The sequence below is a fragment of the Stenotrophomonas sp. YJH_SMC_64 genome, assembly GCF_059371375.1.
This window is the reverse complement of the sequence record NZ_JCAFUN010000001.1, coordinates 279,869-295,111: the sequence shown is the minus strand read 5'-3', so window position 1 is coordinate 295,111 and position 15,243 is coordinate 279,869. Positions and strand designations below refer to the sequence as shown.

Below are 15,243 nucleotides of genomic sequence, written 5' to 3'. Positions count from 1 at the left end.
ACAGTCGCCGACGGGTTCATTTCGCTGCCGGCCGATGGTCATAGCTGATCACCCGCTCGGCCAACCAGCGCCCGTCCACGCGACGCCAGACCTGGATGAAGCGGGCCTGGCCCACCCAGCGCTCCACGCCGTACTTGCCGCGTTCATAGAAGCGGTGGTCGCCGATTTCCAGCGCCCGCTCGTCGTGTAGCGGGAAAACCTGCAACGAAGACTCCACCCGCTCGCGGCGCAGACTCCAGCCGCCCTTGCGCGCATTGCTGCACATGTTGGCCACGCTGCGGCGGAAGTCTTCGCGGCTGCTGGCCGACTTGCCATCCTTGTCATGGAAGAACTCCATGTCCTGGGTGGTCATCGCGGCGGCCTTGTCGGCATCGCAGGCCTCGAAGGCGGCGGCGAACAGCTGGGTGTCGGCCTGGCGGATCTGCTCGCGCAGGTCATCGGAGGGCGCGGGTGCGGCGGCGAGGCCGGCGGCCAGCAGGGGCAGGGTGAGCAGCAGCATGGCGAAGCTCCAAGGAGGGTTCACGCAGGCTCGCATGGCGTTCGGGGCGCTGCAGCCGGCGTCCGACGAAACGGCCGTACCACGGAGTGAATGCCCGCATTGGCGGCTCGGCTCCAGCGTCGGGGCCGTGGTCTGTGCAGGGGATGTCATGGCGGCCGGCGATTCCATCACGGTCGCGATAGGGGCCGGCCCGTAGCCTGAAATCCTCCCCTTCCACAGGAGGTTCCATGTCTGCTCCCCGCGTCCGCCTGCACGTTGAAGACACTGGTGGCGACGGCCGCCCGGTCATTCTGATTCACGGTTGGCCGCTTTCCGCCGATGCATGGAAGACGCAGGTGTCGATCCTCCGCGACGCCCAACACCGGGTGATCAGCTACGACCGGCGCGGCTTCGGCCGTTCCGACAAGCCCGCCGAGGGCTACGACTACGATACGCTGGCGGCGGATCTGGCCGGGGTGATCGAGGAGCGTGACCTGCGCGACGTCACCCTGGTCGGTTTCTCGATGGGCGGCGGTGAGGTTGCGCGGTACGTGGCCAATCACGGGCAGGAGCGCCTGCACAGCGTGGTGTTTGCAGCAGCGGTGCCGCCGTATCTGCTGCGCGGCGAGGACAATCCGGAAGGTCCGCTCACACAGGACAAGGCCGACGAAATGCGTAGCGGTCTGGAGAAGGATCGCGAGGCGTTCTTCGATGGCTTCGCCCGCGATTTCTTCAGTGCCAATGGCAAGCTGATGGTGACCGAGGATGAGCGCCAAGCCGCAATCGCGCTTTGCCATCAATCCGACCAGACGGCGGCGCTGGGTTGCATGCAGGCGTTTGCCACTACCGACTTCCGCGACGATCTGAAGAAGATCACGGTGCCAACCCTGATCCTGCACGGTGACAGCGATGCCATCGTGCCGTTTGAAGGCTCGGGCCAGCGCACGCACCGGGCCGTTCCGGGCAGCGAAGTGGTGATCCTGGAAGGCGCACCACATGGGTGCAATACCAGCCATGCGGACCGCTTCAATCTGGCGCTGCTGAACTTCCTGAAGCGGTAAGCTGCGGCCATGCGCCAGACCAAGACACCCCCGTGGAAGAAGCCCAACCCCAAGGGCCAGACCTCGCAGCCGCTGTCGCCTGCGCAGAAAGAGGCGGCGCGGCAGCGGGCGGAAGAGAATGGGCGGCGTTATCCGAATCTGGTGGACAACATGTGGGCCGCGAAGCTGCCGCGCGGATCCTGATCTGTAAAGTCGAGCCGTGCTCGACCCCGCACGGTGCCCATCCACGCATGGCGTGGATCTACTGCAACAGCAGCCTGGCCTGGTCCGGCATCTACATGCCGTCCAGCGGCGTCCAGCCGGATTCCAGCCACGGTGAGATCTCGCTCTGGCGGACAGTGATTGCCTCCGTCGGCAGCCCCGCCAAGTGCGCAAGCTCTGCACGCAGCAGCTCGGAATCCACCGGCGCGGCCGTAGCCACCTGCAGCCGATCACCCTGATGCCTCACCTGTACCGGTAGCGTGGCGCACGCGTCATGCTGGCCGCCCGTGCGCCCGATCGGGTAGCGCATTGTTACCGGCCGTGACAGCTGCGCCAGTGCGGGCTGCCACGCCTGCAGCACGAGGGGCTGCCCGGCAGCGGGAACATGTACTTCGGCAATCGTGGCCGGGTAGCCCGTAAGGCTCTCGACCAGCACCTGGAAGCGCGCGCCATCCGGCATGACCAGCACGGCGGCAATCAACGCAGAGAACGAAACGAACACCGCCGCGAGGTTCCAGCTGCGCGGCGCGGTGGCCGGGCGCGTTGCGGTGCGCAGGCCCGGTCTGCGCCGCAGCTTGCGCGCGTAGATGCGCCGGTCCTTCCTGCGCGGGCTGCTGCTGTGCTCGGGCAGGTTCAAGGGCACCCGTGGAAGGCGCGCCACGCGGGCCTTGATCAGGCGCGACAGCAGCATCCACGCGATCACGAACGCCAGCAGCGGAAGCAGCGTTCGCACCCACAGATACAGCGTGACCATCCACAACACCTCTACATACGACCATCCATGCTCATCCACATCCTACCGGGACCACGCGGCGGTTGTCGTATCCGCCAGCCGACAAGCACAGGGCGCTTGGTTAGGATGGTCCTTTGTTGTCACGGATGAACCGATGGTCTCTGCTGCTGCCCGCTTCTGTCGTATCTGTGGTCCTGGCCCGATTCTGCTGGCACTGCAGGTCGTGGCGCTGCTGGCGGTAGCCCTTGCAGCCGGCTTCTTCCACTACCGCGTGGGATTGCTGCTGGAGCCGGTGGATGACGCATGCGGTGGGCCTGATCCTGTCGCGCGCATGCAGGTCGCAGAACAGCTGCTGGCGCGGTCCGCTGCGCTTGCACCATGGCAACCGTTGCAGTGGATTCCGATGGCAGGCGTGGTACTGGCGTTGCTGGGCGCGATGTCGATCAGCGTCTACCGTCTGGGGCGTCTGTCCGAACGCCTGCGACGCGCCAACTGGGGGGTGATGGCCATGCACGCCGCGATCCTGGCGCTGGCGCTCAGGGCATTGCACCTGTACGACATGGCGTGGACCAGCGTGGCCAAGCTGTCTCCGGCCGCGTGCTTGGTTGAACTGGGCGAGCAGGGCCGGCTGCCACTGGCACAGGCGCAGCAGGTGGTGTTCGAGATCCTCACCCATGAGCATGCGCCGCTGCTGCGCAATCCCGATGACCTTGCCCTGGTGCTGGTCGCGTTGATGCTGGTGGCAATGGCTGCAGGATTCATGCTGTGGCGGGCGATCGTGCGCGAACGTCAGGTGCAGTCGCCCAGCCCATAACGGGTGTGTGACCGACCACGCGCCCGCAATCGCGCTACAGTCTGCGCTCCGCTCCTGCAAGGATGTGCTGATGCGTTGGTTGCTGCGTGCTGTGCCGTTGCTGCTGTGTTCGTTGGCGGTACACGCCGCTGAAGTGGATCGCCGGATCGCGGTGACCATCGACGACCTGCCCTGGGCGCGGGTGGACGAGATCGTTCCGCCGGATCTTCAGGCGCGGCACGAAGCGCTGATGACGCAGCTGCACCAGGCGGGTGTGCCGGTAGTTGGCTTCGTCAACGAGAACAAGCTTGAGATCGATGGGCAGGTGCAGCCGGCGCGGGTGCAGATGCTGCGCGACTGGCTGGACGCCGGTTATGTGCTGGGCAACCACACCTACTCGCACATGGACCTGAACGCCAAGGGCGTGCCTGCGTTCCAGCAGGATTTCCTGCGTGGCGAGGCGGTGCTGCGGCCGTTGCTGGCCGAGCGCGGGCTGAAGCCGCAGTGGATGCGTCACCCCTATCTGCGTGCCGGGCGCACGCCGGAAGAACGCGCGGAGATGGACGTGTTCTTCAAGCAGCATGGCTACCGCGTGGCACCGGTGACGGTCGACAACGGCGAGTGGGTGTGGGCGTTCGCCTATGCCAACGTGATGAACGAGCAGCCGGATTCCCCGGCGCGTGAGGCGACGCTGGCGCAGCTGCGCAAGGGCTATGTGCCGTACATGCTGAACAAGCTGGACTACTACGAGAAGCAGTCCCAGGCGCTGCTGGGCTACGCGCTGCCGCAGGTCTGGCTGATGCATGCGAACGAACTCAATGCAGCCACGTTCGCCGAACTGGTGGCGGCGACGAAGCGGCGCGGCTATCGCTTCATTTCGCTGGACGAAGCGATGCGTGACCCGGCCTATGCGCGGGGCGCCGAGGGCTACAGCGGTCGCTACGGCCCGAGCTGGCTGCACCGCTGGGCGATGGCGGAGAAGAAGCCGAAGGACTTCTACGCCGGTGAACCGGAAGTGCCGAAGTGGGTGATGAAGCTGGCGAAGGTGGACTCGGAATGAGGCTCAGCGCTTGACGGCCAGCACGCCGTCAAGCGCCAGTTCGGCCTTGAACCCCGCCTTTTCCAGGCGCTTGGCCACTTCACGCGGCACGTCGCGGCCGCTGGTCAGCTTGTTCGGGGCGCCGGTGTAGTGGAACAGGCGACCGCCCTTGCGGATGACGCGGGCGAGGTGGTCGTAGAACACCTGCGAGTACAGTTCGCCGGCGATGCCGAAGCGCGGCGGGTCGTGCAGGATCGCGTCGACGCTGTTGCTGGCCACCTGTTCGATCTGCTGCGAGACATCGCCGTGGCTGAATTGCAGGCGGCCACCAGCCGCAGCCGATTCCGGATCCGGCGACCACGGGTTGAGCGTGCGCAGCCACATCACGTCGGCATTCTTCTCGAACGAACGGATCTGGCCGACGCCGGCCTCCAGCGCGCAGGCGGCGAAGTAGCCCAGGCCACCGCAGGTATCGAGGATGACCTTGCCGGCCGGGGCGACCAGCTCCACCTTGCGACGCGCGTCCTCGAACGGTGACAGCTTGGAGGTCGGCAGCATCTTGATGCCGTCGATCTCGAAGGTCGGTGCGCCCCATTCGGTCGGCACCAGCTTGATCAGCGAACCGCTGTAGCGCGAAATCGGTGCGAAGTCCTCGCCGTCCCAGTAGTACAGCGTGCGGTCCTTCAGCTTGCCCGGCCACGGGTAGGGCTGGCCACGGAAGTGGAAGCCGTCGGCATCCAGCACCACGCTGTCCTCGCTGCGGCCGAGGTCGAGCGAGCCCTGCCAGTCGGCGGCGCCCTTGTCATGGGCACGGCGCAGGGTATCGGCGCTGTCGCGGGTCAGCAGGGGGCCGGTGTAATGGGGCACGGCGGGTACCGGGGCGGTTCGGGGGAGGGCATGGTACCGCAGCTGTTGCCGGGGCCACGTGTGGCTGCTGCAGTAGATCCACGCCATGCGTGGATGTAGACGGGAGGAGCCGAGCGTGGGCTCGGCGCTACCGCTGGCTGGTGCAGCTGTAGCCGTGTGTGGTCCCTTCCCCCGAGAGCATGCCGACGCCACGCGACGGCTGCATGCCTACACGGGCGCACGACCGACGATGGACGTCCTGGGTTTCTGGTGGCTGCCGATCAAAGTCGTAGCGCAGGCTGCCGTCTTCCTGCAGCAGCCAATGCACGGTAACGCGCTCGTGGCGACCATCACCGAGATCCCAGTCCAGGGTGCGCATGATCAGGGTCTGGCCATCGGACAGCTGCCGGACTTCGTCATAGGCCCCCTGGGTCTTCGGCGCGCTTACCGCAAGCAGCAGAAACAGCAGCATTGGCATCGCTCCTCAAAGAAGACAGGATGCGCCCATAGTGCCCTGAGCCGCCATCAGAATCATTGCGTCTTACGGGCACTTCACCGCATACACCGGCCCAGCACCGATCAGCATCAACGCCATGTAGTCACTATCGCTGGCCTTGCCCTTCAACGTCGCGTCCTTGTTGAAGTGGAAGATGCCGAAGCCGCCCGCCATGCGGATCAACGCGCTGTCGATCTGCTCGGCGTCATCGCGGAAGTAGCGGCTGATCTCGCTGCGGGTGGCCTTGTGCAGGACATTCGGCTCGCGCTGCCACTGGTCGCCGCGGCTGAAGGAGACGAAGTACTGGCCGCCTTCCCTGTCGATGCGGAAGTCGGCCGGTTTGCGTGCGCCGGTGGCGAAGCAGCCCTGCAACGGATCGGCGCTGAAAGGAAGCCCGGCATCGCCACTGCAGGCGGTGAGCAGCAGGACGGCACCGGGCAGCAGCAGGCGGAGCATGCGCATGGGATGTCCCTACAGGGCAGGTGGGGCTAGTGTAGGCAGCACTCGGGCGTCGCCCGTACAGAAATTCGGCAAGAACAAAGGGGTTTTCGGATGGCGCAGGGCAAGGCACCGTGGTGCGGCATGGCCAGTTGGCTGGGGATCGCTGTGGGTTGGGGAGCCGGCACATTGGCGGCGCAGGCGGCGGTGGCCGCAGGCGGCAATGGCATGGCTGCGGGATTGGGCGTGGGCGTGCTGGGCGCGGCACTGGTGGGCTGCGGTCTGGCGGTGGCCTCGCGCGTGCGCGGCGAGCGCTGGCCGTGGATCGGCATCGGTGGTGCGGTGCTGAGTGCGCTGCCGCTGCTGATGTACCTGCTGCGGATGATGTTGAAGCTCTAGCGGTAGTGCCGGCCGCTGGCCGGCAACGCTGGATTGTTTCCGAAGCCCATGAGGTTGCCGGCCAGCGGCCGGCACTACCGGATGCGGGTCAGGTGCTGCGGTGGATTTCCACGGTGACATGCACCAGCTCTTCATGGATCGCCAGCGCGTTGCGCACGGTATCGGCATCCAGATTGGCGTCGCTGGTAACCACGCTGGCGCTGACCGCGTACTTGCCGCGACCGACCTGCCAGACGTGCAGGTCGGCCAGGCGCGCCGGCCAGGGGCCCTGTTCGATCACTTCGCGAACTTCGGCCACCACCGGTGCGTCCATCTGCGCGTCGAGCAGGATGCGGCCGCTGTCGCGTAGCAGGCCTACAGCCCACACCGTGACCAGCACGGCGCCGACCAGGCCCATCACCGGGTCCAGCCAGGTCAGGCCCAGCAGCTTGCCCCCGAGCAGGGCGACGATGGCCAGCACCGAGGTGGCGGCGTCGGCCAGCACGTGCACGTAGGCCGAGCGCAGATTGAGGTCGTGACCGTGCGCATGGCCGTGATCGTGGTGTTGGTGGTCATGCCCGTGATGATGGCCATGGTCATGCCCGTGGTGGTGATGCGCGTGGCCCGGGCTGTCGTGCAGCCACCATGCGCAGAGCAGGTTCACGCCCAGGCCTACCGCAGCGATGGCGATGGCTTCGTTGTAGTGGATCGGCGCCGGTACCCACAGCCGCTGCAGTGACTGCACGGCCATCAGCGCGGCGACGCCGAGCAGGGCGATGGCGCTGGTGTAGCCGGCCAGGATCTCGATCTTCCAGGTGCCGAAGGCGAAGCGCGGGTCGTGCGCGTAGCGGCGCGCGCAGCGGTAGGCGAACACCGCCAGGCCCAGCGCCAGCGCGTGCGAACTCATGTGCCAGCCGTCGGCGAGCACGGCCATGGAGTTGAACCACCAGCCGCCGACGATCTCCACCAGCATCATGCCGACGGTCAGCCACAGGGCGCGGCGGGTATTGCGTTCGGCCAGCGGGTTGCCGTCGTCGAAGCGGTGTTCGTGGCGACGGGCGGCGGCGAGGGCGTCCAAGTGCATGGTGGCGGGAGCTGGAGTGGATACCCCCATAGGGTATATGATCCCGCCATGGCGCATGTGCACAAGAATCGAAAGCAGCTGCTGACCCGGGTGCGCCGCATCGCGGGCCAGGTGGCGGCGTTGGAGCAGGCGCTGGACCAGCCCGAGGGTAAAGCCGGCGACTGTGCGGACGTGCTGGTGCAGGTTGCCGCCGTGCGCGGCGCCGCCCACAGCCTGCTGATGGAGCTGCTGCACGAGCACCTGCAGGAACACGTGGTGGGTGCCGATGACCCGCAGCGGCGGGCGGACGAGGCCGCGGTGCTGGTGGAGCTGCTGCGCCGCTACGGCAAATAGGCCGGGGGGCGGTAGAGTCGACTGTTAGTCGACTATCGCGCGAAGCGCGGGGTTCTATGCAGCCCGAGCGAAGAGCAGTCGACTAACAGTCGACTCTACCCCCGTGCCGGTGCCGCGCGTTCCAGATATGCGTTGCGGCCAGCAGCAGGCTGCCGGTGACCGTCATCGGCGTTTCCCAGTCGTGTGAGGGCAAGGCCAGCGCGCCGGCCAGCAACAGGCCCAGACCGACGCCGGCGGCGGCCCAGGCCAGTACGGGCAGCGGGTGACGGCGCTCGGCGCGCCATAGCGCGTAGCCGGTCAGTGGCAGGGCGATGGCCACGAACAGCAGGTGCACCCATTCCGCTTCGGCCCAGGTGCCGAACAGGGGGAGCGCGGCGGCCAGCAGGGGCAGCGCCAGGCAGTGCAGCAGGCACAGGCTGGACAGGGCGATCGCGCCGGCATCAAGCAGGGCGGCAGAAGGCGACTTCATCGGGGGAGGTTCCTTGCGCAGCAATTGTTATACAGTAACATTTCCGTTCCGCAGCCAACCTGCTCCGACATGAACACTGTTTCCCGCGCCGACCGTCGCCTTCCGGTCACCGTGCTGTCCGGCTTCCTCGGGGCCGGCAAGACCACCCTGCTCAACCAGATCCTGCGCAACCGCGAGGGCCTGCGCGTGGCGGTCATCGTCAACGACATGAGCGAGGTCAACATCGATGCGCAATTGGTGCGCGAAGGTGGCGCCGAGCTGCGCCGCACTGAAGAGACGCTGGTGGAATTCAGCAACGGCTGCATCTGCTGCACGCTGCGCGATGATCTCCTGCAGGAAGTGCGGCGCCTGGCCGATGCGGGCCGCTATGACTATCTGCTGATCGAATCGACAGGCATCGGCGAGCCGATGCCGGTGGCGGCCACCTTCGCGGTGCGCGACGAACATGGCTTCAGCCTGAGTGATATCGCGCGGCTGGACACGATGGTGACGGTGGTCGACGGCAGCGCGTTCCTTGCCGACTTCGGCTCGACGTCGCGACTGGCCGAGCGCGGCCAGCAGGCCGGCCCGGAGGATGATCGAGGTGTGGTTGACCTGCTGTGCGAGCAGGTCGAGTTCGCCGACGTGATCGTGGTCAGCAAGGTGGACCAGGTGGATGACGAAGCGTTGCAGGACACGCTGGCCGTGCTGCGTGGCCTGAACCGCGACGCGAAGCTGCTGCTGTCCAGCTTCGGCGATGTGCCGCTGGCCGAGCTGCTGGATACCGGTCGCTTCGACATGGAGCGTGCGCAACGTGCGCCGGGCTGGGTGAAGGAACTGCGGGGCGAGCACACACCGGAAACCGAGGAGTACGGCATCGGCAGCTTCGTCTACCGCTCGCGACGTCCATTCCACCCCGCGCGCTTCGCCCGCGCGCTGCAGTCCGGCATGCCGGGCGTGATCCGCAGCAAAGGCTGGTTCTGGCTGGCCAACCGCATGGACTGGGTGGGTGAGCTGAACACCGTGGGCGCGGCGACGCGCACGCAGGCCGCAGGCTTCTGGTACGCCGCACGCGACCGCGTGCGGGCTGGCCTGGAAGACACCGCGCCGTTGTTGCCGCCGACACCGCTGCCCTACAGCGACCTGGGATGGGCGCGGCAGCAGGCCGATTGCTGGAGCGCGCCGCTGCCGGGGCTTGAGGAATTTCCGGACTCGGCCGCCCACACGGCGATGCAGCGGCTGTGGCACCCGTTGTGGGGGGATCGGCGCCAGGAGCTGGTAGTGATTGGCGTGCACATGGATGAGCGTGCGGTGCGTGCGGAGCTGGATGCCTGCCTGCTCAACGACCAGGAGCTGCGTGCGGGGCCATTGCTGTGGCAGCAGTTGCCGCAGGCGTTCCCGGTATGGAAGCGTTGACGGTGCATTGAGGATCCATGGGTTGCCGGCCAGCGGCCGGCACTACCCCTGGTCGATACGTCATGCGTGGATGGATGCATGGCGGAGTCGAGCATGGCTTGACTCTACAGACTGTCGCGCCATTGCCAGTGGTTGGCGGTGACCTGCAGCACGTGGGTCGGTCGCAATGCCTGCAGCAGGTGCCGGTCGTGGCTCACCATCAGCAGCGCGCCCGGCCACGCCGCAAGCAGTTCCTCCAACGCCTGCAATGCGCTCAGATCCAGCGCATTGCCGGGTTCGTCCAACAGCAACAGCTGGGGCGCGGGATCGGCGTACAGCACGCTGGCCAGCGCACCTTTCACGCGTTCGCCATCGCTGAGGCTGTGGGCTGCCCGCTGGATGCGCTGTGCATCCAGCCCGAGCAGGGCCAGCCGCGTGCGCAGCTCGCCTGGGTCCGCGCCCGGGTTGGCGGCCTGCACGGTGTCGAGGATGCTGCGCTCGCCGGACAGCCCCAGCAGCTGCTGGTCGAGCAGGGCCAGTGGCGCATGCCGTTGCACGGCGCCACTGCGTGCAGGCAGCTGGCCGGCCAGCACACGCAGCAGGGTCGATTTGCCGCTGCCGTTGTCACCGACCACGGCGATGCGCTGGCCGCGGCGGATCTCCAGCTGCAACGGTGCACTGCAGCCATGTGGCAGCACCAGCGCCTCGGCCTGTAGCAGGCGCGTGCTGCCACGGTCACCCGCACCGGCGAACAGTGCCAGTTCCGGCGCCGCGTGCACCGCCGATGCCGCTGCGCGCAGATGCTCTGCGCTGGCCTGCAGGCGTTCGGCCTGCACTTGTTGTGCGCGGCCGTGGCTGGCCTCGGCGCGCTGCTTCTGCCGGCCGAGCAGGATCGGGGCCTGGTTGGCCTGCTTCGCATCGCGGTTACCACGCGCCTGGCGTTGTTGTTGCCGTTCGTGCTGTTCGCGCGCGCTGCGTTGCTGCTGGCGGTGCTGGGCGCGCGCATGATCGAGCTGAGCGGCGGCAGCTTCGCGCTCGGCGGCGCGCGCATCGGCATAGTGCTGCCACGGTCCGCCGTAACGATGCAGCCCGCGCCCATCGAGTTCGACGATCTGCTGCATGTGCGCCAGCAGCTCGCGATCATGACTGATCACCAGCAGGCCACCGCGCCACTGCTGCAACTGCTCGTACAGCTGTTGGCGATGGCGTGCATCGAGGTGGTTGCTGGGTTCGTCCAGGATCAGCCAATCGGCACCGCTGGCCCAGGCACCGGACAGCGCGACCTGCATGGCCTGGCCACCACTGAGGCGCGCGGCCGGCTGGGCGGGATCGAGATCGTCGGGCAGCCGAAGCGCCTGCCATTGCTGCTGCAGGCGTTCGCGCAGATCCCAGCGGTCGTCGACGCAGGCGAAGTCGGCCTCGTCCACGCTGCCGGCTTCGATGCGTCGCAGTGCGGCCAGTTGCGCGCCGACGCCGGCCAGTTCACCGACCGTGCCGGCGGGTGGATAGCCGGGCGTCGGCAACAGGAACACGCGGCCGGTGCCGCGCACCTGGCCATTGTCGGGCAGCAACCGTCCGGCCAGCAGGCGTGCGAGCACGCTCTTGCCGGCGCCATTGGCACCGACCAGGCCGGTGGCGACCGGTTCGAAGGAAAACGCCAGATCGGAAAACAGCGGGCGGCCGTCGGCCAATCGATACGACACGCGATCGAGCGTGAGGGAATGCGGGGTCATGCGACCTCCATGGATGCCGGGTTCTCCCCTGCGCGCAGGGGCGGGAAGAGTCAGGCCGTCTGGTGGGAAGACGGCGGCATCAATGGCGCATTGGTCGCGAGCCTCTGGGAGGAATGAGCGGCCAGTATAGCGGGGCTGGCTGAATGGTTTGATGGCGCGACTCTACAAAGGCATCCACGCATGGCGTGGATCTACTGTGGGCCGGGCATGGGGTGGATCGATCGCCTAGGGCACAGTTTCCAGGCGTGCGCTGACGAAGTCGATGAACACGCGCAGTTTCGGTAGCACGTGGCGGCCGGAGGGCCACAGCAAGTGGAAGATTCCGCAGGAATGCACATGCTCGTCCAGCACGGTGACCAGGCGGCCATCGGCCAACGCATCGCGCACCGAGTGCACGGGCACGAACGCCAGGCCGATATCGCGCAGTGCCAGCGCTACCCGCGCTTCGATGGTGTTGGCCACCATGTGCACTGGCAGTTCCTGCGGTGTTTCCTGGTCGGGCCAGTGGATCGGCCATAGTTCCAGCTTGCCGGTACTGGGGAAGCGATAGTGCAGCAGCGTGTGCTGCATCAGATCAGCCGGTGTGCGCGGCGTGCCGCGCCGCTGCAGGTACGCCGGCGAGGCGACGATGCGGCGTGGGAACACGCCCAGGCGTCGTGCGTTCATGCGTGAGTCGCTGGGCTCGCCGACGCGCAGCACGGCATCGAAACCTTCCTCGATGACGTCGACCAGCCGATCGCTGAAATCGAGGTCGAGGCGGATATCGGGATAGGCTGCCATGAACTCGGCCATCAGCGGCAGGGTCAGGTCGCCCACCAGTGGCAGGCCGATGCGCAGCGTGCCGCGAGGCATGGCGTGCGGTTGTGCCAGTTCGGTGCGTGCGGCATCGCGCTCGTCGAGGATGCGCCGGCAACGCGCCAGGAACAGCTGGCCTTCGGCAGTGAGGGTGATGCTGCGCGTGCTGCGGTGGAACAGGCGCACGCCCAATGCCTGTTCCAGGCGGGCAACGCATTTGCCGGCGGCCGAGGCCGAGATGCCCTGCAGGCGCCCGGTCTCGACGAAGCTGCGGGTATCGGCCGCGTGCACGAAGGTCTGCAGGTTGGCGAGGTTGTCCAGGACTGACATGGGCGTGCGGGCAGTGAAAGCGGCAGGGTAGGTTGGTGCGACCGTAGCGGCTGGCTCCGCCATCGCAACACTGTGGTGCGGGGTGGCGTGGGGGCCGTTACGGCCTAGCAGTTCCGGCCATCATGCCGATTGCGGACTGCACGGTCCATGATGCCCGGAGCGGCAACCGGCTTTTTGCGCTGCGCCGTGCTGCCTAACGTGGCGGGCCTCTCCCCCACGGATTCCCGCGATGAATGCCGCTCCTTCCCTTGAACCCACGCCGACGCTGCCATCGGTGCAGCGGCTGCTGCAGCAGGTGCACCCGCAGCGCCTGGTCGGTGCGGTGGTGCTGGTGCGCGAGCACGGTGTGCTGCGCCACGCCAGCGCGACCGGGCTGGCCGATCGCGAGACGGCCACGCCGATGCAGCGCGACCAGTTGTTCCGGCTGGCATCGGTGAGCAAGCCGCTGCTGACCACGGTGATCCTGCGCCTGGTAGCAGAGGGCGTGCTCGACCTCGATATGCCGGTGCAGCGCTGGCTGCCGGACTTCCGCCCGGCACTGGCCGACGGCAGCACGCCGCCGATCAGCCTGCGCCAACTGCTCAGCCACAGTAGCGGGTTGGGCTATCGCTTCCTCGAAGCCGATGCCGACGGCCCGTATGCGCGCGCTGGGGTCAGCGATGGCCTGGACGCGAACCCGCTCTCCCTGGCCGACAACGTGCGCCGCATCGCGCAGGCGCCACTGCTGTTCGCGCCGGGCAGCCAATGGCTCTACTCGCTGGGCGTGGACGTTGCCGGTGCCGTTGCCGAAGCAGCGACGGGTGAAACGCTGCAGGCACTGTACGAGCGCTTGCTGGCCGCACCGCTGGGCCTGCGCGACACCGCCTTTGCTGCGCGCAACGCGGCACGCTTGGCCACCCCCTATGTAAGCGACGCGCCGCAGCCGCATCGCCTGCAGGAAGGCGAGGTGGTCGCTCCGTTCGAGGGTACGGTCGGCATCGAATACAGCCTCGCGCGCGCCACCGATGCCAGCCGTTTCCCCTCGGCCGGGGCCGGCCTGGTCGGTACCGCCGATGACGTGATGGCGGTGCTGGAAGCCTTGCGCGACGTGCAGCGTTCAGGCCTCCTGCCGTCCGCACTGGCAGCGGAGATGGCCAGCCCGCAGGTCGGCGAGCAGGGACCGCCGGAACCGGCCGGCTGGGGCTTCGGCCTGGGCTTTGCGGTGCTGCGCGATGCGGCCGCAAGCGGTACGCCGCAGAACGCAGGTACATGGCGCTGGGGCGGTGCCTACGGGCACAGCTGGTTTGTCGATCCTGTGCGCGGGCTGAGCGTGGTGGCGCTGACCAACACCCTTTACGAAGGCATGGACGGTGCCTTCGTCGATCAACTGCGCGATGCGGTGTATGCCGATATGGGGACCGTGCGATGAGCGGCCATGCCATCGATGCAGCCAGCCCCGCCGGTGAAGCCACGCGCCTGCCATGGGCCGGCCTGCTGGCGTTGGCCGGTGGCGGCTTCATCACGCTGCTGACCGAGACCCTGCCGGCCGGTGTACTGCGGCCGATGGGCGACAGCCTCGGCGTGAGTGATGCGGCGGTCGGCCAGCTGGTCAGCGTGTACGCACTGGGCTCGGTGATGGCCGCCTTGCCGATGACCGCACTGACCCAGCGCCTGCCACGACGCCCCTTGCTGCTCGCCGCGATTGCCGGCTTCGTGCTGGTCAACACGCTGACCGCACTGAGCAGCAGCTATCCGCTGATCCTGGCCGCGCGTTTCCTGGCCGGCGTGAGTGGTGGCCTGCTGTGGTCGCTGGTGGCCGGTTACGCCGCGCGCATGGTGGTGCCGTCGCTGCAGGGCAGGGCAATCGCGGTGGCGATGGTCGGATCGCCGTTGGCGCTGTCACTGGGCGTACCGGCGGGCACCTTGCTGGGCCAGCAGATCGGCTGGCGTTGGGCGTTCGCGCTGATGAGCGTGCTGGGCGTGGGGCTGCTGGCGTATGCGCGTTGGGCACTGCCGGCCTTGCCCGCCGCCGGTGCCGGCCGGCGCATACCGCTGGGCACGGTGTGGCGCATGCCCGGCGTGCGCAGTGCACTGCTGGTGATGGTGCTGTACGTGCTGGCGCACAACGTGCTCTACACCTACATCGAGCCGCTGGCGGTGGAGGCCGGCGCCGGCCCGTGGCTGGACCGCCTGCTGCTGGCCTTTGGCGTGGCCGCCATCGCCGGCATCGGCATTGCGGGCTGGGGCGTGGACCGTCATCTGCGCACGCTGGTGTGGGCGGCGGTGATCGGCTTCATCGTGCCGGTGCTGGCGCTGCTGCTGTGGCCGGGCGACGCGACCGCGCTGCTGCTGGCGACGATCCTGTGGGGCGTGGCCTTCGGTGCGGTGCCTACGTTGTTCCAGACCGCATTGGCACGGCGTGCGGGTGCCGCCGCGGATCTGGCGCAGTCGATGCTGGTGACCGGCTGGAACCTCGCCATCGCCGCCGGAGGCGTTGCAGGGGGTGTGCTGCTGCAGGCGGGCGGCCCGAACCAGTTGGGATGGCTGCCGTTGCTGCTGCTGGCGGTGAGCGTGGCGTGGCTGCTGGCACGGCCGAAGGCCTGGGCGTAAGCGCAGACCCGACGTTACCGAGGTGCCGGCCAGCGGCCGGCACTACCGTGGTCCACGCCATCCACGCATGGCG

At 67.8% G+C, this 15,243-nt stretch carries 18 protein-coding genes; 9 read left to right on the top strand and 9 right to left on the bottom strand.

Translation table 11 applies throughout. The annotated features are described in order from the left end of the window. Window positions 1-16 precede the first annotated feature (16 nt). On the bottom strand, window positions 17-499 hold the full coding sequence (locus AC5P9L_RS01295; protein WP_262101949.1) for a nuclear transport factor 2 family protein: 483 nt from the start codon (window positions 497-499) through the stop codon (window positions 17-19). A gap of 227 nt (window positions 500-726) precedes the next feature. Here AC5P9L_RS01295 and AC5P9L_RS01290 point away from each other — a divergent pair, with 227 nt between their 5' ends. Together AC5P9L_RS01290 and AC5P9L_RS01285 are read left to right on the top strand one after the other, a co-directional pair. Beyond that, window positions 727-1,539: an alpha/beta fold hydrolase gene (locus tag AC5P9L_RS01290; protein ID WP_262101950.1), complete on the top strand. Its 813-nt coding sequence runs from the start codon at window positions 727-729 to the stop codon at window positions 1,537-1,539. 9 nt (window positions 1,540-1,548) lie between these two features. After that, window positions 1,549-1,722, top strand: coding sequence for a hypothetical protein (locus AC5P9L_RS01285; RefSeq protein WP_005412082.1), 174 nt, complete (start codon window positions 1,549-1,551; stop codon window positions 1,720-1,722). Window positions 1,723-1,813: 91 nt separating this feature from the next. Here the strand turns inward: AC5P9L_RS01285 and AC5P9L_RS01280 are convergent, their stop codons facing one another. Next, the gene (locus AC5P9L_RS01280; RefSeq protein WP_262101951.1) at window positions 1,814-2,494 is read right to left on the bottom strand and encodes a hypothetical protein; all 681 of its coding nucleotides are present in this window, start codon (window positions 2,492-2,494) and stop codon (window positions 1,814-1,816) included. Between the two features lie 133 nt (window positions 2,495-2,627). Here AC5P9L_RS01280 and AC5P9L_RS01275 point away from each other — a divergent pair, with 133 nt between their 5' ends. Next, on the top strand, window positions 2,628-3,287 hold the full coding sequence (locus tag AC5P9L_RS01275) for a hypothetical protein (protein WP_111686810.1): 660 nt from the start codon (window positions 2,628-2,630) through the stop codon (window positions 3,285-3,287). A 70-nt stretch (window positions 3,288-3,357) separates the two neighbouring features. Further along, the gene (locus tag AC5P9L_RS01270) at window positions 3,358-4,326 is read left to right on the top strand and encodes a polysaccharide deacetylase family protein (protein WP_099474735.1); all 969 of its coding nucleotides are present in this window, start codon (window positions 3,358-3,360) and stop codon (window positions 4,324-4,326) included. A gap of 3 nt (window positions 4,327-4,329) precedes the next feature. On the opposite strand, the gene AC5P9L_RS01265 is transcribed toward AC5P9L_RS01270, so the two are convergent. From AC5P9L_RS01265 to AC5P9L_RS01255, 3 genes are all read right to left on the bottom strand, one after another. Next, window positions 4,330-5,172, bottom strand: coding sequence for a class I SAM-dependent methyltransferase (locus AC5P9L_RS01265; RefSeq protein ID WP_024958106.1), 843 nt, complete (start codon window positions 5,170-5,172; stop codon window positions 4,330-4,332). A 127-nt stretch (window positions 5,173-5,299) separates the two neighbouring features. Beyond that, the gene (locus AC5P9L_RS01260) at window positions 5,300-5,623 is read right to left on the bottom strand and encodes a hypothetical protein (RefSeq protein ID WP_088435675.1); all 324 of its coding nucleotides are present in this window, start codon (window positions 5,621-5,623) and stop codon (window positions 5,300-5,302) included. A 69-nt stretch (window positions 5,624-5,692) separates the two neighbouring features. Beyond that, window positions 5,693-6,109, bottom strand: coding sequence for a hypothetical protein (locus AC5P9L_RS01255; protein WP_161772004.1), 417 nt, complete (start codon window positions 6,107-6,109; stop codon window positions 5,693-5,695). A gap of 90 nt (window positions 6,110-6,199) precedes the next feature. Here AC5P9L_RS01255 and AC5P9L_RS01250 point away from each other — a divergent pair, with 90 nt between their 5' ends. Further along, window positions 6,200-6,484 (top strand): hypothetical protein, encoded by a 285-nt coding sequence (locus tag AC5P9L_RS01250; RefSeq protein ID WP_012478993.1) that lies wholly within the window; start codon window positions 6,200-6,202, stop codon window positions 6,482-6,484. Window positions 6,485-6,572: 88 nt separating this feature from the next. Here the strand turns inward: AC5P9L_RS01250 and dmeF are convergent, their stop codons facing one another. Then, window positions 6,573-7,547, bottom strand: a complete 975-nt coding sequence (gene dmeF / locus AC5P9L_RS01245) for a CDF family Co(II)/Ni(II) efflux transporter DmeF (RefSeq protein WP_262101953.1) — start codon at window positions 7,545-7,547, stop codon at window positions 6,573-6,575. Between the two features lie 48 nt (window positions 7,548-7,595). On the opposite strand from dmeF, the gene AC5P9L_RS01240 reads away from it, so the two are divergent. Beyond that, window positions 7,596-7,880, top strand: coding sequence for a metal-sensing transcriptional repressor (locus AC5P9L_RS01240; RefSeq protein ID WP_111117790.1), 285 nt, complete (start codon window positions 7,596-7,598; stop codon window positions 7,878-7,880). An 82-nt stretch (window positions 7,881-7,962) separates the two neighbouring features. On the opposite strand, the gene AC5P9L_RS01235 is transcribed toward AC5P9L_RS01240, so the two are convergent. Further along, on the bottom strand, window positions 7,963-8,349 hold the full coding sequence (locus AC5P9L_RS01235) for a MerC domain-containing protein (protein WP_262101538.1): 387 nt from the start codon (window positions 8,347-8,349) through the stop codon (window positions 7,963-7,965). A 69-nt stretch (window positions 8,350-8,418) separates the two neighbouring features. Here AC5P9L_RS01235 and AC5P9L_RS01230 point away from each other — a divergent pair, with 69 nt between their 5' ends. Continuing rightward, complete coding sequence (locus AC5P9L_RS01230; RefSeq protein WP_262101539.1) at window positions 8,419-9,744, top strand: GTP-binding protein; 1,326 nt, start codon at window positions 8,419-8,421, stop codon at window positions 9,742-9,744. A 104-nt stretch (window positions 9,745-9,848) separates the two neighbouring features. Here the strand turns inward: AC5P9L_RS01230 and AC5P9L_RS01225 are convergent, their stop codons facing one another. Next, window positions 9,849-11,456, bottom strand: coding sequence for an ATP-binding cassette domain-containing protein (locus tag AC5P9L_RS01225; protein ID WP_262101540.1), 1,608 nt, complete (start codon window positions 11,454-11,456; stop codon window positions 9,849-9,851). Between the two features lie 225 nt (window positions 11,457-11,681). Continuing rightward, window positions 11,682-12,581 (bottom strand): LysR family transcriptional regulator, encoded by a 900-nt coding sequence (locus tag AC5P9L_RS01220; protein ID WP_043033947.1) that lies wholly within the window; start codon window positions 12,579-12,581, stop codon window positions 11,682-11,684. Window positions 12,582-12,810: 229 nt separating this feature from the next. Here AC5P9L_RS01220 and AC5P9L_RS01215 point away from each other — a divergent pair, with 229 nt between their 5' ends. Next, window positions 12,811-13,989, top strand: coding sequence for a serine hydrolase domain-containing protein (locus AC5P9L_RS01215; RefSeq protein WP_005407878.1), 1,179 nt, complete (start codon window positions 12,811-12,813; stop codon window positions 13,987-13,989). Further along, window positions 13,986-15,170 (top strand): MFS transporter, encoded by a 1,185-nt coding sequence (locus AC5P9L_RS01210; RefSeq protein WP_049459180.1) that lies wholly within the window; start codon window positions 13,986-13,988, stop codon window positions 15,168-15,170. Before AC5P9L_RS01215 ends, AC5P9L_RS01210 begins: the two co-directional genes overlap by 4 nt. The last annotated feature ends 73 nt before the right edge of the window (window positions 15,171-15,243 follow it).